The sequence below is a fragment of the Enterobacter sp. GD03975 genome (assembly GCF_029838645.1).
GTDB lineage: Bacteria > Pseudomonadota > Gammaproteobacteria > Enterobacterales > Enterobacteriaceae > Enterobacter > Enterobacter quasihormaechei.
In genome coordinates this window covers 227,358-253,037 of sequence record NZ_JAOBZC010000004.1, presented here as the reverse complement: position 1 = coordinate 253,037, position 25,680 = coordinate 227,358, and the positions used below count along the sequence as shown (strand labels likewise).

The window sequence follows — 25,680 nt, the reverse complement described above, 5'->3', positions numbered from 1 at the left end:
GATGGCTGAGAACAAATTAAACGTAATTGATTTGCACAAGCGCTACGGCGAACATGAAGTGCTGAAAGGGGTGTCGCTGGAAGCTAACGCGGGCGACGTGATCAGTATTATCGGTTCATCAGGTTCGGGTAAAAGTACCTTCCTGCGCTGCATCAACTTCCTCGAAAAACCGAGCGAAGGTTCGATTGTGGTGAGTGGACAGAACATTAATATGGTCCGTGATAAAGACGGCCAGCTTAAAGTGGCGGATAAAAACCAGCTGCGCCTGCTGCGTACGCGCCTGACGATGGTGTTCCAGCACTTCAACCTCTGGAGCCACATGACGGTGCTGGAGAACGTGATGGAAGCGCCGGTTCAGGTGCTCGGCTTAAGCAAGCAGGAGGCCCGCGAGCGTGCGGTGAAATACCTGGCGAAAGTGGGTATCGACGAGCGTCAGCAGATCAAGTACCCGGTGCACCTGTCAGGTGGTCAGCAGCAGCGCGTCTCCATCGCCCGCGCGCTGGCGATGGAGCCGGAAGTTCTGCTGTTTGACGAACCGACCTCCGCGCTGGACCCGGAACTTGTTGGCGAAGTGCTGCGCATCATGCAAAAGCTGGCTGAAGAGGGCAAAACGATGGTGGTGGTGACGCATGAGATGGGCTTCGCCCGTAACGTTTCTAACCACGTTATTTTCCTGCATCAGGGCAAGATTGAGGAGCAGGGGCATCCTGATGAGGTGCTGGCGAACCCGCAAAGCCCGCGCTTGCAGCAGTTCCTGAAGGGATCTCTGAAATAAAGAGGGCATTAGACGGCGGTGCAGCTTAATCGCCCGGTGGCGCTTCGCTTACCGGGCCTATAAAAACCGTAGGCCGCCGCCACGCATTCAGGGCGCAACACGCTCCAGCCGATACACCCAGTCGTCATACCGCACCCCGTTAATCTCGTATGCTTTCTCCAGCACCTGCGTGCGCACAAAACCGGCTTTCTCCAGCACGCGTACCGAACCGCCGTTATCCGCCAGTACATACGCATTAATCGCCTTCACGCCGATCGGGTTAAAGGCGTAATCACATACCGCGCGCAGCGCCTCGCTGGCAATACCTTTTCCCTGCGCGGCAGGCACCACGGTATAGCCAATATCCGCCTCTTCACGGTTCGCCGCGCTGATTTGCAGCCCGATATCTCCGAGCGGCGTATCGTCATTATGCAGACGGATCACGAAGACATGCTCCGCCATCAGGCGTGCGGCAAATACGCGGCGCGTCTCTTTTTCCGGCGTGATAGCAGCCATGTAGCGCATGACGGTGGGATCTTCACGCAGCGAGCGGAAGAACGCCCAGTCAGAGGGTTCGAAAGGAGAGAGGTGAAGCCGGGTTGTGGTGAGGGTTGCCATAGTTACGCCATATCATCCAGACATGGCGTATGACTGTAACATATTCACCGCACTACATCCCCCAGCGCCTCTTCTAAATCATACCAGCGGAACGTAAATCCGGCCGCTTCCAGCCGTTTTGGCAGCGCGCGCTGGCCGCCCAGCACCAGCACCGACGATTCACCCATCAGCAGCCGAATCGCCGTTGCAGGCACGCGCAGCACCGCCGGGCGATGCAGGGCATGGCCCAGGGCATGAGCAAACTGCTCATTACGTACCGGATACGGAGACACCATGTTAAACGGCCCGCGCAGGTCGTTATCCAGCAGCCAGAGAATGCCGTTGACCATATCGTCAATATGGATCCACGCCAGATACTGCCGTCCGTTACCGATAGGACCGCCAAGCCCCATTTTAAACGGCGGCAGCATTTTACCGAGGATACCGCCCTTCGGGGCAAGCACCACGCCGGTGCGCAGCAGGCAGACGCGTGTCTTATCGCTCTGCGCCGCGCAGGCGATACGCTCCCACTGGGCGCAGAGTTTATGGGTAAACTCGTTGTGCGGTGGCTCCTCTTCGGTCACCACCACTTCACCGAGATCGCCATAGTAGCCTGTAGCAGAACCGGAAATCAGCACCGAAGGCGGCGTCTCGCTGTTGCGAATCAGCTCAACCAGCTTTTCGGTCATGTTCCAGCGGCTGCTGCATAAACGCTGCTTTTGCTCTTCGGTCCAGCGTTTATCGGCAATAGGTTCACCCGCGAGGTTAATGACGGCGTCAAAGCCGTCCAGATCCTGCCGTTCCGCCAGACCTTTCCAGATCTCAACGCCAGCACCCAGCACCTGACGGGCTTTCTCCGGGCTGCGCGTGACCACGGTGATGTCGTGATGCAACGCCTGCAAGCGTGGAATGAGATGGCGACCAATCAGGCCCGTACCGCCGGTGAGCAGAATCTTCATACAACCTCCAGGTTTACGCCCGGCGCTGCCAGCTTAACGTCATCGAGACGGAGTCGGCGTAGCGCAGGGCGTGAAGTTTATCGATCTCTACTTCAGCATAAGTGACCCAGTGGTGTTCGCGTGCGATATCGAGCACATCCTGAGTTAATTTTTCCAGTAGCGCAAAACGGTTGTTCTCAACGTACTGGATGATGCTTTTGGTGATCGTGCGATAGTTCAGCGCGTCGTTGATATCCTCGCTGGCGCGCGCCTTGTCTGCCGGGTAATGGATCACCACATTCACCACGATATCCTGGCGATTAGCGATCTCCTCCTCTTTAATACCGATGAACGTGCGTAAGCGTAAGTTTTTTATACGAATAATAGCGTCATGCTGGGACATTGCAGGTCTTCTCCGTGTCAGTATTTCTGCCTCATCATACATGAGGAGAACACCTGTACCCAACGGGGCGCAGGCTCAAATCTGATGGATTTTTTGCATCGCGCGTTCGGTGGCCGGGCGGGTCCTGATGCGCTCAAACCAGTTGTTCACCGCCGGATAAGAGGCCAGGTCGATCCGGTGGCGTTCATGGGTGTTGATCCACGGCCAGCAGGCGATATCGGCAATGCTGTAATGCTCACCACCGAGCCACGGTGATTTTTCCAGCCGACGGTTCAGAACACCGTACAGGCGCTGGGTTTCGACCTGGTATCGCTCAATGGCGTAAGGGATAGTCTGCGGCGCATACGCGGTAAAGTGGTGGTTCTGCCCCAGCATGGGCCCCAGGCCGCTTGACTGCCAGAACAGCCACTGAAGGGTCTGGTGACGCTCGCGCAGTTCACCGCTCAGGAGCTTGCCGGTTTTCTCCGCCAGATAGAGCAAAATCTCTCCGGACTCAAACAGGCTTAACGGTTTGCCGCCGTCAGAGGGCAGGTTATCAATAATGGCCGGAATTTTATTGTTGGGCGATATGGCCAAAAAAACGGGGCGGAACTGGTCCCCTTTACTGATATCCACGCGAACGATCCGGTACTCCACTTCGGCTTCTTCGAGAAAGAGGGTGATCTTATGGCCATTCGGGGTGGGGGCATAATAGAGATCGATCATTCTCAACTCCTGTCAGTGTGAAGAGTGTTGCCATGAAAAAACAGTATAGGTGCTGGCAGAAAATCGTGAGTTTTCATCAGGTGACAGCGAGGCAAAGAGATTATATGTTGAGTGAAAACCAATCAGTTAATGAGGATGTCATGAGCCAGCCTGTAATAACGTTGTGGTCCGATGCGAACTTCTTTTCTCCTTATGTAATGAGCGTTTACGTGGCGCTGGCTGAAAAGGGGCTCTCCGTGAATCTGAAAACTATTGACCTGGACAGCGGCGAACATCTGAAGCCCCAGTGGCAGGGCTACGCGCTTACCCGACGGGTTCCCGTGCTGGAGATTGACGGCTTTGAGCTGAGCGAATCCTCGGCGATTGACGAGTATCTGGAAGATCGCTTTGCTCCGCCAGAGTGGGAACGCATCTATCCTCACGATCTGCAAAAGCGCGCCCGCGCCCGTCAGATCCAGGCGTGGCTGCGCAGCGATCTGGTGCCGATTCGCGTCGAGCGCTCCACGGACGTGGTCTTCGCCGGCGTCAAAAAGCCGGCGCTCAGCGCGGAGGGAGCAGCCAGCGCGCAAAAGCTGATTGAGACGGCCTCCTCGCTGCTGGCTCACGGCAGTCCGAACCTGTTTGGCGAGTGGTGTATTGCCGACGCCGATCTGGCGTTGATGCTCAATCGCCTGATCCTCAACGGGGATGCCGTCCCGCAGCTGCTGGTGGATTATGCCGGGTTCCAGTGGCAACGCGCGTCGGTGCAGCGCTATGTGGCACTCTCCGCTAAGCGCGCGGGCTGATCGGACGAGGCGCTTGAGGTATGATAGGGGCAGTCTGATTGTCGGAGGAGTAACTGATGAAACTGATGTTTGCGTCGGATATCCATGGATCGCTGCCCGTGACCGAACGCGTGCTTTCGCTGTTTGCCCAAAGCGGGCCGCAATGGCTGGTCATCCTGGGTGATGTATTAAACCATGGCCCGCGCAATGCGCTGCCGGAAGGCTATGCCCCGGCGCAGGTGGCGGAAAAATTAAATCAGCACGCTTCGCGCATCATTGCCGTGCGCGGCAACTGTGACAGCGAAGTTGACCAGATGCTGCTGCACTTTCCCATCACCGCTCCCTGGCAACAGGTGCTGATGGAAAACAGCCGTTTGTTCCTGACCCATGGGCACCTGTTCGGCCCGGATAACCTGCCGTCACTCGCCGCTGGCGATGTCCTGGTTTCTGGCCATACTCATATTCCGGTGGCGGAAAAACGTGAAAGCATTTATTACTTCAACCCCGGGTCCGTCAGCATTCCAAAGGGCGGTTACCCGGCAAGCTATGGCATGTACGAAGACGGTACATTAAGCGTTATAGCACTTAATGATCAGCAAGTTATTGCACAGATAGCGATTAATCCGTAAGTTACACCTCAACTGCAAACGCGCCGAAAGAGCGCTTAGACGAGAAGGTTTCCCGATGGTGGAGCAGAATCATTTGGCAAGTACTGAATGGGTTGACATTGTCAGCGAAGAAAATGAAGTGATCGCGCAGGCCAGCCGCGAACAAATGCGTGCGGAGCGTCTGCGTCACCGCGCGACGTACATCGTTGTTCATGACGGCATGGGCAAGATTCTGGTCCAGCGTCGCACCGACACCAAAGATTTTCTTCCTGGTATGCTGGATGCCACAGCGGGTGGCGTCGTGCAGGCCGATGAAGTGCTGCTGGATTCCGCGCGTCGTGAAGCGGAAGAAGAGTTAGGTATCGCTGGCGTGCCGTTTGCCGAGCACGGCCAGTTTTATTTTGAAGATGAGCATTGCCGCGTCTGGGGCGGGCTGTTTAGCTGCGTTTCCCATGGGCCTTTCGCCTTGCAGGAAGAGGAAGTGAGCGAAGTCAGCTGGATGACGCCGGAAGAGATCACCGCGCGTTGCGACGAGTTCACCCCGGATTCCTTAAAAGCACTGGCGCTGTGGATGACCCGCAACGCCAAAAACGAATCCGCTAAACCGGAAAATAGAGCGGAGAAAGAGGAAGAGGCTGAGTAAGCCTTAACAGCTTTCCCGCAGGCACAGGCTGGACGCGATGGGCTTATGGTCGCGCCAGCCCCCGTCGTTCAGTCGTTCCAGTAACGCTTTCCCGGCTTCAATACCAATCTTGCGATGCGGCACCGCCATCGTCGTCAGCGGCGGCTGACAGACGCGGCTGACGTCGCTATCGCCAAAGCCCACCACCGCTAAATCGTCCGGCACTTTGATGCGCCGACGCTGGCACTCATACAGCGCGCCGCAGGCGAGCTCATCGGATACGCACACCAGTGCGTCCAGCTCCGGCCACGCCAGCAGGAACTCGGGCAGTTGCGCCGCGCCGGTAGAGAAGTTTGGCGGCATGGCGGCATTAATCACCCTGTTCGGCGACATGTGGTGGCGCAGCATCGCCTTGTACCAGCCCTGCAAATGCTGCTGAAAAATCCACTGTTCCTGGTTGGCACACAGCAGGCCGATATTCTGGTAGCCGCGCTGGATCACCATTTCTGTGAGTTCATACATGGCGGCGACATTATCAATCCCGATATTCATATCAATCGGATCGGCACGCATTGCACCCATTTCCATCACCGGGATAGAAGCGTTTTTAAGCCAGTGCCGCACCGTATCGGAGTGTTCAACGCTAAGCAATATTGCCGCGGCGATATTCGATGCCAGCAGCGTTTCTAGCAGTTTCTCTTCCTGTTCAAGACGGTGCTGAGATTCCGCCAGCATGATCTGGTAGCCCGCAGGCTGAAGCACCTGCTGTAGCCCGGCGAACATCTCGGAACATCCAGCTTCGGAAAGATTGGGAACAACCATCGCAATCGTCCATGACGACGCTGATGCCAGCGCGCTGGCGGCAAGATTGGGCATGTAACCCAGCTCCTGCACCGCAGCTTCAATTTTTTCACGCAGTTTATCGGAAACCTGTTCGGGCGTGCGGAGAGCACGGGAAACGGTCATCGTGCCTACGCCGGCAAGCTGCGCGACATCCGCGAGCGTTACTTTTCCGGTACTGCGGCGTTTTCGGGTTAAAGACATACATCTTCCTGCTGACAGGACGTGAGTCAGTTTCATCCTTATTTTACGTGACAGGCAGTATACGCCTTAAATCCCTTTTTTTGCTGTGTTTTCACACCATGATAGCAATTTGATAGCGCTATCACAGTTCTGCATGTTAGTCATTGGTAGCGCTATCTTTGTGATCGCGATCGCAGTCATTGATTGACGGGTTGAATAGAGTTTTCCCATGTCTGGGCTTTAGCGGGAGTGAAAAGTGCTCAAAAAGTGGATATATGATACAACCATAACGCTACAGGATAGCGTTGAAAACTGGCCGCAGGCGCTGGAGCTGTGCGCGAAACCGCTGCTGGATTTGCAGGTGGTTGCGCCGGAATACGTCACGGCGATCATCGAGCAGCACCACGCGCTAGGACCCTACTATGTACTGGCTCCCGGCCTGGCAATGCCGCATGCAAGGCCGGAAGAGGGGGCGAAAGGTCTCGGTCTGTCATTATTAAAACTGAAACAGGGCGTCTCTTTTGGTGCCGGTGAGTTTGACCCCGTCGATGTGATTGTAATGCTGGCGGCGCCGGACAAACATAGCCATATCGAAATGATTTCGGCGTTAGCGGAATTATTTTCCAGCGACGAGGATATGGCTGAATTACACCGGGCGAACACGCTGGGGGAGATAAAAACCATCATCGACCGCTTCTGATTTAATTCTTTAATCCGTTTCATCTCAACATTACGCGTCAGCGTGATGGGGCGTACTCTACTCAAAAAAGGGGATAACAATGAAAATTATGGCTATTTGCGGCTCCGGCCTGGGCAGCAGTTTTATGGTCGAAATGAATATTAAAAAGGTGCTCAAAAAACTGGAGATTGAGGCCGAGGTGGAACACTCCGACCTCTCCTCGGCCACGCCGGGCGCGGCGGACCTGTTTGTGATGGCGAAAGACATTGCGGCCAGCGCCAGCGTGCCGGAAAGTCAGCTGGTGGTCATCAACAATATTATCGATATCAACGAACTCGAAGCGCAGCTGCGCGCCTGGTTCGAAAGACAATAATCCTGATTAGGCGAGGTGGATATGTTTATCCTTGAAACGCTGAATTTCGTTGTTGATATTTTAAAAGTCCCTTCAGTCCTTGTAGGGTTAATTGCCTTAATTGGTCTTGTCGCGCAGAAAAAAGCTTTTTCTGATGTGGTAAAAGGCACGATTAAAACCATTCTTGGCTTTATTGTTCTGGGCGGTGGCGCCACCGTGCTGGTAGGCTCTTTAAATCCGTTAGGCGGTATGTTTGAGCACGCTTTTAATATTCAGGGCATTATTCCCAACAATGAAGCGATTGTATCCATTGCCCTGGAAAAATACGGTGCCTCGACTGCGCTAATTATGGCCTTTGGGATGGTGGCGAATATTATCGTCGCGCGCTTTACCCGCCTGAAGTATATCTTCCTGACCGGGCACCACACCTTCTACATGGCGTGCATGATCGGCGTGATCCTGACGGTCGCAGGCTTCGAGGGAGTAGGGCTGGTCTTTACCGGTTCGCTGATCCTCGGCCTGATTATGGCCTTCTTCCCGGCCATTGCGCAGCGCTATATGAAGCGTATTACCGGCAACGATGAGATCGCCTTCGGGCATTTCGGTACGCTGGGCTACGTGCTGTCCGGCTGGATTGGCAGCAGGGTTGGCAAAGGCTCCCGCTCAACCGAAGAGATGAACCTGCCGAAGAACCTCAGCTTCCTGCGTGACAGCTCGATCTCAATTTCCCTGACCATGATGATTATCTACCTGATCATGGCGGTGAGCGCCGGGCGCGAGTACGTGGAGTCCACCTTCAGCGGCGGGCAAAACTACCTGGTGTACGCCATTATCATGGCGATCACCTTCGCAGCAGGCGTCTTCATCATCCTGCAAGGCGTGCGCCTGATTCTGGCGGAAATCGTCCCGGCCTTTACCGGCTTCTCTGAAAAACTGGTGCCAAACGCGCGGCCTGCGCTGGACTGCCCGGTGGTCTACCCGTATGCGCCAAACGCGGTGCTGATTGGCTTCCTGTTCAGCTTCCTCGGTGGGATTGTGGGCTTGCTGATCTGCGGTCAGTTTAGCTGGGTGCTGATCCTCCCGGGCGTGGTGCCGCATTTCTTCACCGGTGCGACGGCGGGCGTGTTTGGAAACGCCACCGGCGGACGTCGCGGGGCGATGATTGGCGCGTTTGCCAACGGCCTGCTGATCACCTTCCTGCCGGTCCTCCTGCTGCCTGTTCTGGGCGCGATTGGCTTTGCGAATACCACCTTCTCGGACGCTGATTTTGGTGCGGTCGGGATTGTGCTCGGCAATCTTGCGCGCTTCCTGTCGCCGCTTGCCATCACCGGACTGGTTGTTGTGTTGTTCGCGCTGCTGGTGGCTTACAACATCTTCGCTAAAAACAAACCTGCGGGCGGTAACGCGCAGGAAAACCCCGGAGCCAAATCATGAATGAGAATGAGATAACCGAACTGGCGCGTCAGATCCGTCTTGAGACCCTGAAATCCCTGACGCAGCTGGGCTTTGGCCACTACGGCGGCAGCATGTCAGTCGTTGAAACGCTGGCGGTGCTGTACGGCGCGGTGATGAAAATAGACCCGGCCGACCCGGACTGGCCAGAGCGCGATTACTTTGTGCTGTCGAAAGGCCATGCGGGCCCGGCGCTCTACAGCACGCTGGCGATTAAGGGCTACTTCCCGGTTGAAGAGCTGAGCACGCTGAACCAGAACGGAACGCGTCTGCCCAGCCACCCGGATCGCCTGAAAACCCGCGGCGTGGATGCCACCACCGGTTCGCTGGGGCAGGGGATCTCGATTGCGGGCGGCATGGCGCTGTCGCACAAGCTGGCAGGAAGGCCTAACCGCGTGTTCTGCATCGTCGGTGACGGGGAGCTAAACGAAGGCCAGTGCTGGGAAGCCTTCCAGTTTATCGCTCACCATCGACTGAACAACCTGACCGTGTTCGTGGACTGGAACAAACAGCAGCTCGACGGTGAACTGGACGAAATCATCTGTGCCTTCGACCTGGAGGGCAAATTCCGCGCCTTTGGCTTTGACGTGGTGACGGTCAAAGGGGACGACATTCCGGCACTGCTGAAGGTGATTTCACCGATCCCTGAGGCCGATGCGCGTCCGCGGGTGGTGATCCTCGACAGCATCAAAGGGCAGGGGGTGCCGTATCTGGAACAGCTCAGTAATTCGCATCACCTGCGATTAACCGAGGAGAGCAAAGCGGCGCTCAACGAGACGATTCGCCAACTGGAGGCTTCACATGATTAAGGTTGCACCGGCAGGACAGAAAGATTCGGTTGAGATGCGTAAGGTCTACGCGGGCTTTGTGGCCAGGCAGATTGAGGCCGGGAGCGAGATCGTTGCGCTCGAGGCGGACCTGATGAGTTCGATGGCGATGGACGGCGTAGCGCGGGATTATCCACAGCACGTCATCAACTGCGGCATTATGGAGGCCAATGTGATCGGAACGGCCGCCGGGCTGTCGCTCACCGGACGTAAGCCCTTCGTCCATACCTTTACCGCCTTCGCCAGCCGTCGCTGCTTCGACCAGCTGTTTATGTCCCTGGACTACCAGCGCAATAACGTGAAGGTGATTGCCTCGGATGCGGGCGTGACGGCCTGCCACAACGGCGGGACGCATATGTCGTTCGAGGATATGGGCATCGTGCGCGGTCTGGCGCATTCTGTGGTGCTGGAGGTGACCGATGCGGTGATGTTCGAGGACGTGCTGCGTCAGCTTATCGACCTGGAAGGCTTCTACTGGGTGCGTACCATCCGCAAGCAGGCGCCGAGCGTCTATGCGCCGGGCTCAACCTTCACCATCGGCAAGGGCAACGTGTTGCGCGAGGGAAGCGATATCACGCTAATTGCTAACGGCATTATGGTGGCGGAAGCGCTGGAGGCGGCGCGCCAGCTTGAACAGGAGGGGGTAAGCGCAGCGGTCATCGACATGTTTACCCTGAAGCCCATCGATCGAATGCTGGTGAAAAACTACGCCGAGAAAACCGGGCGTATTGTGACCTGCGAAAACCACAGCATTCACAACGGGCTGGGATCGGCGGTGGCGGAAGTGCTGGTGGAAACCTGTCCGGTGCCTATGCGTCGGGTAGGTGTGAAGGAACGTTATGGCCAGGTGGGCACGCAGGACTTCCTGCAAAAAGAGTATGGCCTGACGGCGCATGACATTGTGTCGGCGGCGCGGGAGCTGCTGTAATAAAAAAAGCGACCGGTTAAGTGGTCGCCTTTCTTGCCGGATGGCGCTTCGCTTATCCGGCCTACAAAACCGCAGGCCCGGTAAGCGCTAGCGCCACCGGGCTTTTTAACATTACTGCTGCTGCTGCGAAGACTGGATCGCCGTCAGCGCGATGGTGTAGACGATATCGTCAACCAGCGCACCACGGGACAGATCGTTCACAGGTTTGCGCATACCTTGCAGCATTGGCCCGATGGAGATCAGGTCTGCTGAACGCTGTACCGCTTTATAGGTGGTGTTACCGGTGTTCAGATCCGGGAAAATGAACACGGTAGCGCGACCTGCAACCGGCGAGTTTGGCGCTTTAGATTTCGCCACGTCAGCCATGACGGCAGCATCGTACTGGAGCGGGCCGTCGATCATCAGATCGGGGCGTTTTTCCTGCGCAATGCGGGTTGCTTCACGGACTTTCTCTACGTCGCTGCCTGCACCAGAGGTACCGGTGGAGTAGGAGAGCATCGCTACGCGCGGTTCAATACCGAAGGCAGTCGCGGAGTCCGCAGACTGGATAGCGATTTCTGCCAGCTGCTCTGCGGTTGGATCCGGGTTGATCGCGCAGTCGCCGTAAACGTAAACCTGTTCAGGCAGCAGCATGAAGAACACGGAGGAGACCAGAGAACTGCCCGGTGCGGTTTTGATCAGCTGCAACGGTGGGCGGATGGTGTTCGCGGTGGTGTGAACCGCACCGGAAACCAGACCGTCAACTTCGTCCTGCTCCAGCATCAGAGTGCCCAGCACCACGTTGTCTTCCAGCTGCTCGCGCGCAACGGCTTCGGTCATGCCTTTGTTCTTACGCAGCTCAACCAGACGGGCAACATAGCTTTCGCGCACCACCTCTGGGTCAACGATTTCGATGCCAGCGCCCAGCTCAACGCCCTGAGACGCCGCAACGCGGTTGATCTCATCCGGATTACCCAGCAGCACACAGGTCGCGATACCGCGCTCAGCACAGATGGCCGCCGCTTTAACGGTACGTGGTTCGTCGCCTTCTGGCAGAACCACGCGTTTGCCCGCTTTACGCGCCAGCTCGGTCAGCTGGTAGCGGAAGGCTGGAGGAGACAGACGGCGGCTGCGCTCGGAGGTCGCGGTCAGGGATTCAATCCAGTCTGCGTCGATGTAGCCCGCAACGTATTCCTGAACCTTCTCGATACGCTCGTGGTCATCAACCGGCACTTCCAGGTTGAAGCTTTGCAGGCTCAGGGAGGTCTGCCAGGTGTTGGTGTTCACCATGAAGACCGGCAGGCCGGTCGCGAACGCACGTTCGCACAGCTTGCTGATACGCGCGTCCATTTCGTAGCCGCCGGTCAGCAGAATTGCACCGATTTCCACGCCGTTCATCGCCGCCAGGCAGGCAGCAACCAGCACGTCCGGACGGTCTGCGGAGGTCACCAGCAGGGAACCTGCGCGGAAGTGCTCAAGCATGTGCGGAATGCTGCGCGCACAGAAGGTCACGGACTTCACGCGGCGGGTGTTGATATCGCCTTCGTTGATCACGGTGGCGTTCAGGTGACGCGCCATATCGATTGCGCGGGTGGCAATCAGATCGAAGCTCCATGGCACCGCGCCCAGAACAGGCAGTGGGCTGGAATCTTGCAGCTTAGCCGGGTCAACCTTGATAACTTTCGCTTTGGATGAGTCGTCGAAGATTTCTGACAGGTCAGGACGCGTACGGCCCTGTTCATCAACCGGTGCGTTCAGTTTGTTAACGATAACGCCGGTGATGCTGGTGTTTTTCGCACCGCCGAAGCTGCTGCGCGTCAGTTCGATACGCTCTTTCAGCTGCTCTGGGGTATCAGTACCCTGGGACATCACGAAAACGATCTCTGCGTTCAGGGTTTTCGCGATTTCAAAGTTCAGGGACTGGGCAAACTGGTGTTTACGGGTCGGGACCAGGCCTTCAACCAGCACCACTTCCGCGTCTTGCGCGTTAGCGTGGTAGTTGGCAATGATCTCTTCCATCAGCACGTCTTTCTGGTTGCTGGAGAGCAGAGACTCAACGTGGCTCATCTTCAGCGGTTCAGCCGCAGGAAGATTGGAATTCTTACGCACGATGGTGGTGGTCTGGTCTGGCGCATCGCCACCGGCACGAGGCTGGGCGATAGGCTTAAAGACGCTCAGACGAACGCCTTTGCGTTCCATAGCGCGGATCACGCCGAGGCTGACGCTGGTCAGGCCGACGCTGGTTCCGGTAGGGATCAGCATAATAGTACGGGACACGGTTTATCCTCTTTCGTTACCGCCGCGTTGGGCGGGCTACAAAACAGCACCGCCAGCATTGCTGGCGGTGTGGAATCAGGCAGTCAGGCGGCACGCGTCTTGCGCGATGACCAGCTCTTCGTTAGTTGGGATAACGATAGCCGGGCGGGTGCCTTCTTTGTTGATGAAGCCAGACTTGCCGAAACGGGCAGCCAGGTTACGCTCGTGATCGACTTCGAAGCCCAGTACGCCCAGTTTGCCCAGGGACAGCTCACGTACCATTGCCGCGTTCTCACCGATGCCGCCAGTGAAGATAACCGCGTCCAGACGACCGTCCATCAGCGCGGTGTAAGAACCGATGTACTTCGCCAGACGGTGGCAGTAAACGTCCATTGCACGCTTAGCATCTTCTTTGCTGTCGTAGTTGTCTTCAACGTAACGGCAGTCGCTGGTAACTTCGGTCAGACCCAGCAGGCCAGACTCTTTGGTCAGCATTTTGTTGATGTCGTCAACGCTCATGCCCAGGGTGTCGTGCAGGTGGAAGATAATCGCCGGGTCGATATCACCGGAACGGGTACCCATCACCAGACCTTCCAGCGGGGTCAGACCCATAGAGGTGTCAACACACTTGCCGTTGCGGATAGCAGAAACAGAACCACCGTTGCCCAGGTGGCAGGTGATGATGTTGACTTCTTCAACCGGCTTGTTCAGTACTTTTGCGGCTTCCTGAGTCACATAGAAGTGGCTGGTGCCGTGTGCGCCGTAACGACGTACGCCGTGCTCTTTGTACAGGCTGTACGGCAGGGCATAGAGGTAAGACTCTTCCGGCATGGTCTGATGGAACGCGGTGTCAAACACGGCCACGTTTTTGTCTTTCAGATTCGGGAAGGATTTCAGTGCTTCAGCGATACCGATCAGGTGAGCCGGGTTATGCAGCGGTGCGAAAGACGCAGAGTCTTTGATGCCCTGGATCACAGAGTCGTCAATCACCACGGAACTGGTGTATTTTTCGCCGCCGTGGACGATACGGTGACCAATTGCAGTCAGCTGAGCAGACAGTTCTGGTTTTTGTGCCAGAATAGTGTTAACGATAAAGTTCAGCGCTTCACTGTGAGCGGCGCCTGCACCTAAAGCCGCTTCTTGTTTGCTGCCGTCCATCTTCCACTTGATACGTGCTTCAGGCAGATGGAAACATTCGGCCAAACCAGAGAGGTACTCGTCACCGTTGAGCGCATCGATGATGGCGAATTTCAGTGAAGAGCTACCGCAGTTCAGAACCAGTACTAACTTACTCGACATGGAAGTACCTATAATTGATACGTGGCTAAAAAAACGTCAATGAGCCTAAAAGCGTAACGCAAGCTGACCCAGACGTTTATGATTAACATCATGCCAAACGAACATTTTGGCAGGATGGAAGAAATACCTATGATTTTAAGCCATTTTGAACATTTTTCAGACAATGGCATAATATGCGATAATTTGACGAGTTAACGCTTCTCGTCTACGGCCCTATCAGGCTGGCACAGGATACCCGATACGGGGTAGCGATGACAAAATATTTTGAACGTTGTCATAGCCTGTTGTGGTTTTGCACGAAAATTTTAATTTTTATATGTGAAGTTGAGGTACAGCCATGTCGACACCCGAAATCCCGTCCGTAAATTTTTTTAGTCTGTTTCGTCGGGGACAGCATTACGCTAAGACGTGGCCGATGGAAAAGCGCCTGGCACCGATGTTTATTGAGAACCGTACCATCCGCGCCACGCGCTATGCGATCCGCTTTATGCCTCCTGTTGCCGTCTTTACCCTGTGCTGGCAGATCGCATTAGGTGGACAGCTTGGGCCTGCCGTCGCGACAGCGCTCTTTGCGTTAAGCCTGCCGATGCAGGGGTTGTGGTGGTTAGGTAAACGCTCCGTCACGCCACTTCCGCCTTCTATTTTACACTGGTTTTATGAAGTGCGTGGAAAACTGGAGGAGGCCGGGCAGGCGCTCGCTCCGGTTGAAGGCAAGCCGGACTATCAGGCGCTGGCGGACACGTTAAAGCGCGCGTTTAAACAGCTTGATAAAACATTCCTCGATGACTTGTGATTGATCATCGAAACGACGACCAAAAGAAGGCACAGTAACAGTCAGTTACCGTGTCTTTTTTTTACAGTGCAATGCGCTACAGGAGTCGAAAGATGGAAATGACCCATGCTCAACGTCTGATTTTGTCTAACCAGTACAAGATGATGACTATGCTTGATCCCGATAACGCTGCGCGCTACAGCCGCCTGCAAACCATTGTCGAACGTGGCTTTGGCTTGCAAATGCGCGAACTGGATCGTGAATTTGGCGAGCTGAAAGAGGAAACTTGCCGTATCGTTATCGACATCATGGAGATGTACCACGCGCTGCATGTGTCCTGGACCAACCTGAAAGATCGGCAATCCATTGACGAGCGCCGCGTGACGTTCCTGGGCTTTGATGCCGCGACGGAAGCGCGCTATCTGAGCTATGTGCGCTTTATGGTGAATACCGAAGGGCGCTACACCCATTTTGATGCGGGTACGCACGGCTTCAACGCCCAAACCCCCATGTGGGATAAATATCAACGTATGCTGAGCGCGTGGCACGCCTGTCCGCGTCAGTACCATTTAAGCAGCAACGAAATTCAACAAATCATTAATGCCTGACGGAGGTGCGTGTGCAGTGTAAAGGTTTTCTGTTTGATCTGGACGGTACGCTGGTGGATTCGCTGCCGGTGGTGGAACGCTCGTGGTGCCACTGGGCCGACCGGCACGGCATCGACCATCAGGACGTACTGAATTTTATCCATGGCAAACAGGCCATTACCTCATTGCGGCACTTCCTGGCGGGACGTTCTGAGGAAGAAATTCAGGCGGAGTTCAGCTATCTGGAGCAGATAGAAACCACCGACACCGACGGCATTACCGCGCTGCCCGGTGCGCGCGAACTGCTTGAGCACCTGAATGAAGCGCAGATCCCGTGGGCTATCGTCACCTCCGGCTCGATTCCCGTCGCGCATGCCCGTCATAAGGCGGCCGGTTTACCGACGCCGGACGTGTTCATTACCGCTGAGCGCGTGAAGCGCGGCAAGCCTGAACCGGATGCGTTTCTGCTCGGCGCTGAACTGCTGGGCCTTGCCCCTGCGGAGTGCGTGGTGGTGGAAGACGCGGCGGCAGGCGTTCTGGCCGGTCTGAATGCCGGGAGCCACGTCATTGCCGTTAACGTACCGGCGGGTTCCCCCCGGCTGGAGGAGGCGGATTTTGTGATTAACACCCTGACCGCCATCGACGTCTCGAAGGCCTCTGACGGGATCGTAACCGTCTCGCTAAAAATGTAATCCCATGATTTAGCCCCGCATTACCGGGGCTTTTTTTATGGCAGAATGGCTTCTCCTCCACTGACAAGGACATGTTGTGAACGGTGAACTGATTTGGGTCCTGAGCCTGCTGTTAATCGCCATCATTCTGTTTGCCACGGGCAAGGTGCGCATGGATGCCGTCGCCCTGTTTGTGATTGTTGCGTTTGTTCTGAGCGGTACGCTTTCCCTGCCGGAAGCCTTTTCCGGGTTTAGCGACCCCAACGTCATTTTGATTGCCGCCCTGTTTATTATCGGCGACGGGCTGGTCCGCACCGGCGTGGCGACGATGATGGGATCGTGGCTGGTTAAGGTGGCGGGCAGCAGCGAAACCAAAATGCTGATTTACCTGATGCTGACGGTTGCCGGGCTGGGCGCGTTTATGAGCTCAACGGGGGTCGTGGCCATCTTTATTCCGGTGGTGCTGAGCGTCTGCATGAGAATGCAGATCTCTCCGTCGCGGCTGATGATGCCGTTAAGCTTCGCCGGGCTCATCAGCGGCATGATGACGCTGGTCGCGACGCCGCCGAACCTCGTCGTGAACAGCGAGCTGATCCGTGAGGGGCTTGAGGGGTTTAGCTTTTTCAGCGTCACGCCGATCGGCCTGGTGGTGCTGGTAATGGGCATTATCTATATGCTACTGACCCGTTTCGCGCTGAAAGGGGAGAAGCAGGACAAAGCCAAAGAGGGCTGGAAGCGGCGCTCTTTCCGCGATCTGATTAAAGAGTACCGTCTGACCGGGCGCGCCCGGCGTCTGGCCATCCGCCCGGGTTCGCCGATGGTGGGGCAGCGGCTGGATGACCTTAAGCTACGCGAACGCTATGGCGCGAACGTCATCGGGGTTGAGCGCTGGCGTCGTTTTCGTCGGGTGATCGTTAACGTGAATGGGGTATCAGAGTTCCGCGCGCGTGACGTCCTGCTGATCGATATGTCCACGGCGGACGTAGATCTGCGAGAGTTCTGTAGCGAGCAGCTGCTGGAGCCGATGGTGCTGCGCGGCGAGTATTTCTCCGACCAGGCGCTGGATGTGGGGATGGCCGAGGTCTCCCTGATCCCCGAATCAGAATTATTGGGCAAAACCGTGCGCGAAATCGGCTTTCGTACCCGCTACGGGCTGAACGTGGTGGGCCTGAAGCGCGATGGCGTGGCCCTTGAAGGGGCGGTTGTGGATGAGCCGATCCTGCTGGGGGATATTTTCCTCGTGGTCGGCAACTGGAAGCTGATTAGCCAGCTCGGGCAGAAAGGCCGCGACTTTGTGGTGCTGAATATGCCGATTGAAGAGAGCGATGCATCCCCGGCGCACAGCCAGGCGCCCCACGCGATTTTTTGTCTGGTGCTGATGGTCGCGCTGATGCTGACCGACGAGATCCCTAACCCGGTGGCGGCAATAATCGCCTGTCTGCTGATGGGCAAATTCCGCTGTATCGATGCCGAAAGCGCTTACAAGGCGATTCACTGGCCGAGCATTATTCTTATTGTCGGGATGATGCCGTTTGCCCTGGCGCTTCAGAAAACCGGCGGGGTCGATCTGATCGTTAAAGGCTTGATGGATGCGGGCGGGGGGTATGGCCCGTACCTGATGATGATTTGCCTGTTCGTCATGTGTGCCACCATTGGTTTGTTCATCTCCAATACCGCCACGGCGGTGCTGATGGCGCCCATTGCGCTGGCGATGGCGAAATCCATGGGCGTTTCGCCGTATCCGTTTGCGATGATGGTGGCGATGGCGGCGTCCGCGGCGTTTATGACGCCAGTTTCTTCTCCGGTCAATACGCTGGTGCTGGGGCCGGGGAACTATAAGTTCAGCGATTTCGTGAAGATTGGCGTGCCGTTCACCGTGCTGGTGATGCTGGTATGCGTAGTGCTGATTCCGGTGTTATTCCCGTTCTGAGAACATCGCCGGGTGGCGGCTACGCCTTACCCGGCCGTAGGCTCTGCAAGCGCAGCGCCGCTGAGCAATAAATTACAGCGGCGAATCCTGACTGATCTCATCCAGCGACAGATGGAAGCTTGGCACAAACACGCGCATAAAGTAGTCCATCTCCTCGCTGCGGCGGGATGCCAGCGTTTTCTCCAGGCGCGATTTCGCCAGCAGGAATTCGTTATTCCCGGCGGACAGCTCTTCCAGACATTTCAGGTAGGCGCACAGCGCATCGGCCTGCTTGACCAGGGATTTTTCCTCATCCGTGTACTGATACTCGTCGATCAGCGGCTCGAAGATATCGCGCAGCTCTTCGGGCACCATGTCGATCAGTTTCTGCTGGGCAATCTTCTCGATGGCCTTATATTCCTGTGCAATCTGCGAATTGAAGTATTTTACCGGCGTGGGCAGATCCCCGGTCAGCACTTCCGAAGCGTCGTGGTACATCGCCAGCAGGGCAATACGCTCGGCATTCACCTGTCCGTTGAATTTGCGGTTTTTAATCGCGGCCAGCGCGTGCGCGACCATGGCAACCTGCAAACTGTGCTCTGACACGTTTTCAGTGCGTACGTTGCGCATCAGCGGCCAGCGGTTGATGAGTTTCAGGCGGGAGAGGTGGGCAAAAAAATGACTCTGACTCATAGGTTACCTTATGTCTTCACTGCGACAGACTTCATTGTGCGGGGAGGGGAGGGAAGATGCAAATTTGCGGATGGTGCAGGCCGGGCAGACGCAGCGCCACCCGGCAGAAAGGCCAGTTACTGATGATACCCGGAGAGGAAGCGCCCGAAGCGGCTGATGGCCATCTCAAGATCGTCTTCGCGCGGCAGGGTCACGATACGCACATGATCCGGCCACGGCCAGTTAAACGCCGTACCCTGAACCAGCAGCACTTTTTCCTGCAACAGGAAGTCGAGCACCATTTTCTGGTCGTCGTGAATATTAAAGCGCTTCGCGTCGATTTTCGGGAACATATACAGCGCGCCGTTAGGCTTCACGCAGGAAACCCCCGGAATATCATTAATCAGTTCCCATGCGCGGTTGCGCTGTTCATACAGACGGCCGCCCGGGACGATGAACTCGCTGATGCTTTGATAGCCCCCGAGCGCCGTCTGGATCGCATGCTGTGCCGGTACGTTGGCGCACAGACGCATGGATGCCAGCATCTCCAGCCCTTCAATGTAGCCTTTCGCATGTTTTTTCGGACCGTTCAGCACCATCCAGCCCTGACGGAAACCGGCCACGCGGTAGGTTTTAGACAGGCCGTTAAAAGTGACGGTCAGCAGGTCGGGCGCCAGCGCGGCGATAGAGTGGTGCTGCGCCGCGTCGTACAGGATCTTGTCGTAAATCTCGTCGGCAAAGATGATCAGGTTGTGCTGGCGGGCGATCTCGACGATCTCCATCAGCAGCTCTTTTGAATAGACCGCGCCCGTCGGGTTGTTCGGGTTGATGATCACAATCCCACGCGTGCGAGGCGTAATTTTCGCGCGAATGTCGTCCAGATCCGGGAACCAGTCAGAGGATTCGTCGCAAAGATAATGTACCGCTTTACCGCTGGAGAGCGATACGGCAGCGGTCCACAGCGGATAGTCCGGCGCGGGAACCAGCATTTCGTCACCGCTGTTCAGCAGCGCCTGCATCGCCTGAACGATCAGTTCCGAGACGCCGTTGCCAATGTAGATATCTTCAACGGTGACGTCGCGCATTCCGCGAGCCTGATAGTGCTGCATAATGGCTTTACGGGCGGAGTAAAGGCCTTTTGAATCACAATAGCCTTGTGCCGTTGGCAGGTTACGGATCACATCCACCAGGATCTCATCCGGCGCTTCAAAACCAAATGGCGCGGGGTTGCCGATGTTGAGTTTCAGAACCTTATTGCCTTCCTCTTCAAGGCGTTTTGCCTCTTTGAGTACCGGGCCACGGATGTCGTAACAGACGTTGTCGAGCTTGCTGGATTTTTCGATAGGGGACATGAACCTTTAACCTTTTCGCTATTATTGCAACTTCCTGCCGTGGAAGCAGCACGGAACAATGTACTCCCACCGCGCCTCGTTTTGAAGGGCGCACAGAAGAAGATTTTGTCCAGTCGGGCAGTGCCGCTGTGATCGCTTAATCTAATGACGGAGTGATTTTGTGCCTGAAATCACCGTGATTACGCTTATTGCTGGGTTTTTTATGCTGAAAATAGCATATAAGTATTAATATTATTCTGAGGTAAATAAAAAGACGATCCGGGCTGAGGCAGTAGTCCCTCTGAGTGACCATTCGTAAAACCTGAATGCTCAGATACAGATTGCCATATTAGCAAAGCCAGGTTAAAAGTTACTCATGTGAAATTAATGTTAAGGGTTATTAATGATTGGCCTGAATCTAAATTAAACTTTATTTATTATTAACGACGAAAATGCAACTTTCGTTAATTTTAATAAAAAGAGTGTAGTTGCTTATCATTGGCGTTAAATCCGTATTAGTGCAATAAGACTTATAAATATAGTGGATTTGGGTTAAGATGTGTTTCGGGAATGCAGCAGAGCGATAGGCCTGTTACGTATATCGGATTCTGCTTTCCTGTATTAATCGATTGTTATTGTTAAAGTTATCTCTGGCCGATTGGGTAAGTCACATCTTGCGACGTTGGCAACGCTGCGATATAGATGGCAGAAAACATGTCTTACTCTTTATGGAATTTACATCTACCTGCACACAACGAAATAACCTGAACGCAAGAGAATAAAAATAACGTCATGAAACGTGATTTCTGACTGTTGATATACCACAGTACAATAACTATCTGTCAGGCAGTCTGCCGGGCCGGGATGCGAGGGAAACACTTCAGAAGGAATTGCTTAACCGTTACACACAGCTTCAACCCGGGCAGCTCCGCACGAGCAACCTGAAAGTGAAAAGATATGATAAATGCAAATCGTCCGATAATGAATCTCGACCTCGATCTGCTGAGAACGTTTGTTGCGGTCGCCGATCTCAACACTTTTGCAGCAGCTGCTGCCGCAGTATGCCGTACCCAGTCCGCCGTAAGTCAGCAAATGCAGCGACTGGAACAACTGGTTGGTAAAGAGCTTTTTGCGCGCCATGGACGTAATAAGCTTTTAACAGAACATGGTATTCAGCTTCTGGGTTATGCCAGAAAGATACTGCGCTTTAATGATGAAGCCTGTATGTCATTAATGTTTAGCAATCTTCAGGGAGTGTTAACATTAGGGGCGTCAGATGAATCAGCAGATACCATTTTACCTTTCCTTCTCAATCGAATTAGCTCGGTTTATCCGAAGCTTGCCCTGGACGTTAGCGTTAAACGCAATGCCTTCATGGTTGAGATGCTGAAAGAGAACGAGGTTGACCTGGTGGTCACCACGCATCGACCCGGCCAGTTTGACTGCCTGACGCTGCGTACTTCTCCAACGCACTGGTACTGTGCCGCGGAGTACGTATTGCAACAAGGTGAGCCAATACCCCTGGTTCTGCTGGACGATCCCAGTCCGTTCCGCGATATGGTGCTGGCTGCGCTCAACGAGGCCAGTATCCCCTGGCGTCTGGCGTACGTGGCGTCCACGTTGCCCGCAGTGCGAGCGGCGGTGAAGGCCGGGCTTGGCGTAACGGCCCGTCCGGTTGAGATGATGAGCCCCGACCTGCGCGTGCTGGGCAAATCAGAGGGGCTTCCCTCGCTGCCGGATACGGAGTACATGCTGTGCCATAACGCCGGCAGCAACAACGAGCTGGCAAAGGTGGTATTCGAAGCAATGCAAAACTACCACAATCCATGGCAGTACGCGCATGCTACTCCTGAAGGAGGGGATGACTCGCTGATCGTGGAAGGGGATTTTGAGTGATCGTTTCCTCAAAATTCTCGTAACAAAATGTAAGTGTAAAAAAGAGCCACTCGCATGATTTTTTCATGCGAGTGGTTTTTTTTGCTATTCATAACCGCATGAGGTGTGTGGATAAGTGAATTAGCGCTTAATTATCAATAAGACAAATGCATTTGATTAATATGTGAACAATACCTGTTCTATCTTCCCTCATACCCTGCCGATGTTAAAAAAACAGGAAATATGTTGCTGTTTTTTTGATTGAATTAACAAAAGCGTGTCTCAGATCAAGAAAATACTCCTATTTAGGGGGAGGAATCGTTGGCAAATCCTGTCAAAATAGGAGGGTTATTTTTTTTACTTCCAAAACGGACACGATTCAACAAGATGCATTTGACGTAAAGTCACCTGGCCACCAGGGTTAAAGGGCACCAAATGTTAATGAGAATCGCTCGATGTAATTTAATGTGAAGAAACCTTTGTTAAAGTTGACAAAAGGTTATAGATAGGAGTAAAAAACCCCATCATTTTGCTGTCTATGTCTCATTTCTGACAGTTAGTGTAAGGTTATTTTGTTCCTCCCCATGAATCGATGTGATGCCCATCTGCCAGCAAGAGCAGTGTCGTCGGTATCACTTTTGATGAGTAAGCAATGAGTATGTCAACATCCACAGAAGTCATCGCTCATCACTGGGCATTCGCAATCTTTCTTATTGTAGCCATTGGCCTGTGCTGCCTGATGTTAGTCGGCGGCTGGTTCCTGGGCGGTCGCGCCCGCGCAAGGCACAAAAACACACCTTTCGAATCAGGTATTGATTCCGTAGGTACCGCTCGCTTACGCCTGTCTGCCAAGTTCTACCTGGTAGCCATGTTCTTCGTCATTTTTGACGTGGAAGCGCTTTACCTCTTCGCGTGGTCGACCTCCATTCGCGAAAGTGGTTGGGTGGGCTTTGTCGAGGCCGCAATTTTCATTTTAGTGTTACTGGCCGGTCTGGTTTATCTGGTGCGTATTGGCGCGCTGGACTGGACACCTGTGCGTTCACGCCGTGAACACATCAATCCGGAAAACAGTATCTCTAATCGTCAGCAGTAACAGCGAGGCAATAAGATGGATTATACGCTCACCCGCATAGATCCTAACGGTGAGAATGACCGTTACCCCCTGCAAAAACAGGAGATCGTAACTGACCCCCTGGAGCAAGAAGTCAACAAAAGCGTGTACATGGGCAAGCTCGAGCATGCCATGCACGATATGGTCAACTGGGGTCGTAAGAACTCCATCTGGCCCTACAACTTTGGCCTTTCTTGCTGCTACGTTGAAATGGTGACGTCATTCACTGCGGTGCATGACGTTGCGCGTTTTGGGGCAGAGGTACTGCGTGCTTCTCCACGTCAGGCTGACCTGATGGTGGTGGCCGGGACCTGCTTTACCAAAATGGCACCGGTTATTCAGCGTCTTTATGACCAGATGCTGGAGCCAAAATGGGTTATCTCCATGGGTGCATGTGCAAACTCCGGCGGTATGTACGACATTTATTCCGTTGTGCAGGGCGTTGATAAGTTCATTCCGGTGGACGTTTACATCCCAGGCTGCCCGCCGCGTCCAGAGGCCTACATGCAGGCGCTGATGCTGCTCCAGGAGTCAATCGGTAAAGAACGCCGCCCACTTTCATGGGTTGTTGGCGATCAGGGTGTCTATCGCGCGAACATGCAGTCCGAGCGCGAGCGTAAACGTGGTGAACGAATTGCCGTCACCAACCTGCGTACGCCTGACGAAATTTAATTTGCGCCTGTGGGCCTGGAGAACACCTTCGCATATCACTACTCAAATAGCGCGAAGCCAGGCTTAACAGTCACCACGGACCATTTGCAATGGTGAACAATATGACCGACTTAACCGCGCAAGAAGCTGCCTGGCAGACCCGGGATCATCTCGATGACCCCGTCATTGGCGAACTGCGCAACCGTTTTGGGCCGGATGCCTTTACTGTTCAGGCCACCCGCACCGGGGTACCCGTTGTTTGGGTGAAGCGTGAGCAATTACTGGAAGTTGTCGATTTCCTCAAGAAATTGCCAAAACCTTACGTCATGCTGTTTGACTTACACGGCATGGACGAACGTCTGAGAACGCACCGCCAGGGCCTCCCTGCTGCGGATTTTTCCGTTTTCTACCACCTGATATCAATAGACCGCAACACGGATATCATGCTCAAGGTGGCATTGTCTGAAAACGACATGCATCTGCCGACGATCACCAAACTTTTCCCTAACGCTAACTGGTACGAGCGTGAAACCTGGGAAATGTTCGGCATGACCTTCGACGGCCACCCGCACCTGACGCGCATCATGATGCCGCAGACCTGGACCGGCCACCCGCTGCGTAAAGACTACCCGGCACGTGCCACCGAATTCGACCCGTTTGAGCTGACCAAAGCCAAGCAGGATCTGGAGATGGAAGCGCTGACCTTCAAGCCGGAAGACTGGGGCATGAAGCGCGGTACCGAAAACGAGGACTTCATGTTCCTCAACCTCGGTCCGAACCACCCGTCTGCGCACGGTGCGTTCCGTATAATTCTTCAGCTTGACGGCGAAGAGATTGTCGACTGCGTCCCTGACATCGGCTACCACCACCGTGGTGCTGAGAAGATGGGCGAGCGTCAGTCCTGGCACAGCTACATTCCGTATACCGACCGTATCGAATACCTCGGCGGCTGCGTGAACGAAATGCCTTACGTGCTGGCCGTTGAGAAACTGGCAGGTATCACCGTCCCGGATCGCGTTAACGTGATTCGCGTGATGCTGTCTGAACTGTTCCGTATTAACAGCCACCTGCTGTACATCTCCACGTTCATTCAGGACGTTGGCGCGATGACCCCGGTCTTCTTCGCCTTTACCGATCGTCAGAAAATCTACGATCTGGTTGAAGCGATTACCGGCTTCCGTATGCACCCGGCCTGGTTCCGTATCGGCGGTGTGGCGCACGATCTGCCGCGCGGCTGGGACCGCCTGCTGCGTGAATTCCTCGACTGGATGCCGAAACGTCTGGCGTCTTACGAGAAAGCCGCGCTGCGTAACTCCATCCTGAAGGGCCGTTCCCAGGGCGTTGCGGCCTACGGCGCGAAAGAAGCGCTGGAGTGGGGGACCACAGGTGCAGGCCTGCGCGCGACCGGTATTGACTTCGACGTGCGTAAAGCCCGTCCTTACTCTGGCTACGAGAACTTCGACTTTGAAGTCCCGGTGGGCGGCGGCGTTTCCGACTGCTACACCCGCGTGATGCTGAAAGTGGAAGAGCTGCGCCAGAGCCTGCGCATTCTTGAGCAGTGCCTCAACAACATGCCGGAAGGCCCGTTCAAGGCGGATCACCCGCTGACGACGCCGCCACCGAAAGAGCGCACGCTGCAACATATCGAAACCCTGATCACCCACTTCCTGCAAGTTTCCTGGGGCCCGGTCATGCCGGCACAAGAATCCTTCCAGATGATTGAAGCGACCAAGGGTATCAACAGCTACTACCTCACCAGTGACGGCAGCACCATGAGCTACCGTACCCGCGTGCGTACGCCAAGCTTCGCGCACTTGCAGCAGATCCCGGCCGCCATTCGCGGCAGTCTGGTCTCCGACCTGATTGTGTATCTGGGTAGTATCGATTTTGTTATGTCAGATGTGGACCGCTAATT

General features: G+C 55.1%; 26 protein-coding genes. 17 read left to right on the top strand and 9 right to left on the bottom strand.

Going from position 1 to position 25,680, the window contains the following annotated elements:
* Position 1 precedes the first annotated feature (1 nt).
* Positions 2-775, top strand: a complete 774-nt coding sequence (gene hisP, locus N5C09_RS09840) for a histidine ABC transporter ATP-binding protein HisP (RefSeq protein WP_003861426.1) — start codon at positions 2-4, stop codon at positions 773-775.
* An 87-nt stretch (positions 776-862) separates the two neighbouring features.
* Here hisP and N5C09_RS09835 read toward each other — a convergent pair whose 3' ends face one another.
* The 4 genes from N5C09_RS09835 to yfcG all read right to left on the bottom strand — a co-directional run bounded on the left by N5C09_RS09835 (position 863) and on the right by yfcG (position 3,397).
* Complete coding sequence (locus N5C09_RS09835) at positions 863-1,372, bottom strand: GNAT family N-acetyltransferase (RefSeq protein ID WP_279748963.1); 510 nt, start codon at positions 1,370-1,372, stop codon at positions 863-865.
* 44 nt (positions 1,373-1,416) lie between these two features.
* On the bottom strand, positions 1,417-2,310 hold the full coding sequence (locus N5C09_RS09830; protein WP_107533430.1) for a TIGR01777 family oxidoreductase: 894 nt from the start codon (positions 2,308-2,310) through the stop codon (positions 1,417-1,419).
* A gap of 13 nt (positions 2,311-2,323) precedes the next feature.
* A complete protein-coding gene (gene folX / locus N5C09_RS09825; RefSeq protein WP_279748961.1) occupies positions 2,324-2,692 on the bottom strand; it encodes a dihydroneopterin triphosphate 2'-epimerase in 369 nt (122 codons plus the stop codon).
* A gap of 75 nt (positions 2,693-2,767) precedes the next feature.
* On the bottom strand, positions 2,768-3,397 hold the full coding sequence (gene yfcG, locus N5C09_RS09820) for a GSH-dependent disulfide bond oxidoreductase (RefSeq protein ID WP_063450405.1): 630 nt from the start codon (positions 3,395-3,397) through the stop codon (positions 2,768-2,770).
* Positions 3,398-3,537: 140 nt separating this feature from the next.
* Between yfcG and yfcF the strand changes: the two genes are divergently transcribed.
* The 3 genes from yfcF to yfcD are packed head-to-tail and all read left to right on the top strand — an operon-like array spanning position 3,538 to position 5,412.
* Positions 3,538-4,182, top strand: coding sequence for a glutathione transferase (yfcF, locus tag N5C09_RS09815; protein ID WP_279748960.1), 645 nt, complete (start codon positions 3,538-3,540; stop codon positions 4,180-4,182).
* A 56-nt stretch (positions 4,183-4,238) separates the two neighbouring features.
* Positions 4,239-4,790 (top strand): phosphodiesterase, encoded by a 552-nt coding sequence (yfcE, locus tag N5C09_RS09810; protein ID WP_279748959.1) that lies wholly within the window; start codon positions 4,239-4,241, stop codon positions 4,788-4,790.
* A 55-nt stretch (positions 4,791-4,845) separates the two neighbouring features.
* Entirely contained in the window at positions 4,846-5,412 is a 567-nt protein-coding gene (yfcD, locus tag N5C09_RS09805) for an NUDIX hydrolase YfcD (RefSeq protein WP_063450402.1), read from the top strand.
* A gap of 3 nt (positions 5,413-5,415) precedes the next feature.
* On the opposite strand, the gene N5C09_RS09800 is transcribed toward yfcD, so the two are convergent.
* A complete protein-coding gene (locus N5C09_RS09800) occupies positions 5,416-6,435 on the bottom strand; it encodes a LacI family DNA-binding transcriptional regulator (protein ID WP_063450401.1) in 1,020 nt (339 codons plus the stop codon).
* A gap of 235 nt (positions 6,436-6,670) precedes the next feature.
* Between N5C09_RS09800 and N5C09_RS09795 the strand changes: the two genes are divergently transcribed.
* The 5 genes from N5C09_RS09795 (at position 6,671) to N5C09_RS09775 (ending at position 10,652) form a co-directional block, all read left to right on the top strand.
* On the top strand, positions 6,671-7,114 hold the full coding sequence (locus N5C09_RS09795) for a PTS sugar transporter subunit IIA (protein WP_279748958.1): 444 nt from the start codon (positions 6,671-6,673) through the stop codon (positions 7,112-7,114).
* 79 nt (positions 7,115-7,193) lie between these two features.
* On the top strand, positions 7,194-7,466 hold the full coding sequence (locus N5C09_RS09790) for a PTS sugar transporter subunit IIB (RefSeq protein ID WP_003861447.1): 273 nt from the start codon (positions 7,194-7,196) through the stop codon (positions 7,464-7,466).
* A gap of 21 nt (positions 7,467-7,487) precedes the next feature.
* The gene (locus tag N5C09_RS09785; protein ID WP_063450398.1) at positions 7,488-8,879 is read left to right on the top strand and encodes a PTS ascorbate transporter subunit IIC; all 1,392 of its coding nucleotides are present in this window, start codon (positions 7,488-7,490) and stop codon (positions 8,877-8,879) included.
* Entirely contained in the window at positions 8,876-9,706 is an 831-nt protein-coding gene (locus tag N5C09_RS09780) for a transketolase (RefSeq protein ID WP_279748957.1), read from the top strand. Before N5C09_RS09785 ends, N5C09_RS09780 begins: the two co-directional genes overlap by 4 nt.
* On the top strand, positions 9,699-10,652 hold the full coding sequence (locus N5C09_RS09775; RefSeq protein ID WP_279748956.1) for a transketolase family protein: 954 nt from the start codon (positions 9,699-9,701) through the stop codon (positions 10,650-10,652). The genes N5C09_RS09780 and N5C09_RS09775 overlap by 8 nt, the downstream gene beginning before the upstream one ends.
* A gap of 111 nt (positions 10,653-10,763) precedes the next feature.
* Here N5C09_RS09775 and pta read toward each other — a convergent pair whose 3' ends face one another.
* Together pta and ackA are read right to left on the bottom strand one after the other, a co-directional pair.
* Entirely contained in the window at positions 10,764-12,908 is a 2,145-nt protein-coding gene (gene pta / locus N5C09_RS09770; RefSeq protein WP_102750750.1) for a phosphate acetyltransferase, read from the bottom strand.
* Positions 12,909-12,983: 75 nt separating this feature from the next.
* Positions 12,984-14,186 carry an acetate kinase gene (gene ackA / locus N5C09_RS09765; RefSeq protein ID WP_041908924.1) on the bottom strand — a complete coding sequence of 401 codons (1,203 nt, stop codon included), beginning with the start codon at positions 14,184-14,186 and terminating at the stop codon, positions 12,984-12,986.
* Positions 14,187-14,523: 337 nt separating this feature from the next.
* On the opposite strand from ackA, the gene yfbV reads away from it, so the two are divergent.
* The 4 genes from yfbV to N5C09_RS09745 all read left to right on the top strand — a co-directional run bounded on the left by yfbV (position 14,524) and on the right by N5C09_RS09745 (position 18,146).
* Positions 14,524-14,979 (top strand): terminus macrodomain insulation protein YfbV, encoded by a 456-nt coding sequence (gene yfbV, locus N5C09_RS09760; protein WP_059312846.1) that lies wholly within the window; start codon positions 14,524-14,526, stop codon positions 14,977-14,979.
* A gap of 92 nt (positions 14,980-15,071) precedes the next feature.
* Positions 15,072-15,566: a YfbU family protein gene (locus N5C09_RS09755; RefSeq protein WP_023617380.1), complete on the top strand. Its 495-nt coding sequence runs from the start codon at positions 15,072-15,074 to the stop codon at positions 15,564-15,566.
* 11 nt (positions 15,567-15,577) lie between these two features.
* On the top strand, positions 15,578-16,237 hold the full coding sequence (locus N5C09_RS09750) for a sugar phosphatase (protein ID WP_279748955.1): 660 nt from the start codon (positions 15,578-15,580) through the stop codon (positions 16,235-16,237).
* A 76-nt stretch (positions 16,238-16,313) separates the two neighbouring features.
* Complete coding sequence (locus tag N5C09_RS09745) at positions 16,314-18,146, top strand: SLC13 family permease (protein WP_063868193.1); 1,833 nt, start codon at positions 16,314-16,316, stop codon at positions 18,144-18,146.
* A 72-nt stretch (positions 18,147-18,218) separates the two neighbouring features.
* Here the strand turns inward: N5C09_RS09745 and yfbR are convergent, their stop codons facing one another.
* Both yfbR and alaA read right to left on the bottom strand, forming a co-directional pair.
* Positions 18,219-18,818 carry a 5'-deoxynucleotidase gene (gene yfbR, locus N5C09_RS09740; RefSeq protein WP_279748954.1) on the bottom strand — a complete coding sequence of 200 codons (600 nt, stop codon included), beginning with the start codon at positions 18,816-18,818 and terminating at the stop codon, positions 18,219-18,221.
* A 116-nt stretch (positions 18,819-18,934) separates the two neighbouring features.
* Positions 18,935-20,149, bottom strand: coding sequence for an alanine transaminase AlaA (gene alaA / locus N5C09_RS09735; protein ID WP_003861471.1), 1,215 nt, complete (start codon positions 20,147-20,149; stop codon positions 18,935-18,937).
* 936 nt (positions 20,150-21,085) lie between these two features.
* Between alaA and lrhA the strand changes: the two genes are divergently transcribed.
* From lrhA to nuoC, 4 genes are all read left to right on the top strand, one after another.
* Positions 21,086-22,024 (top strand): transcriptional regulator LrhA, encoded by a 939-nt coding sequence (lrhA, locus tag N5C09_RS09730; RefSeq protein WP_102750747.1) that lies wholly within the window; start codon positions 21,086-21,088, stop codon positions 22,022-22,024.
* Between the two features lie 631 nt (positions 22,025-22,655).
* A complete protein-coding gene (gene nuoA, locus N5C09_RS09725) occupies positions 22,656-23,096 on the top strand; it encodes an NADH-quinone oxidoreductase subunit NuoA (RefSeq protein ID WP_003861475.1) in 441 nt (146 codons plus the stop codon).
* 15 nt (positions 23,097-23,111) lie between these two features.
* Entirely contained in the window at positions 23,112-23,786 is a 675-nt protein-coding gene (gene nuoB / locus N5C09_RS09720) for an NADH-quinone oxidoreductase subunit NuoB (protein WP_003861482.1), read from the top strand.
* A gap of 89 nt (positions 23,787-23,875) precedes the next feature.
* A complete protein-coding gene (gene nuoC, locus N5C09_RS09715; RefSeq protein WP_003861484.1) occupies positions 23,876-25,678 on the top strand; it encodes an NADH-quinone oxidoreductase subunit C/D in 1,803 nt (600 codons plus the stop codon).
* Positions 25,679-25,680 lie beyond the last annotated feature (2 nt).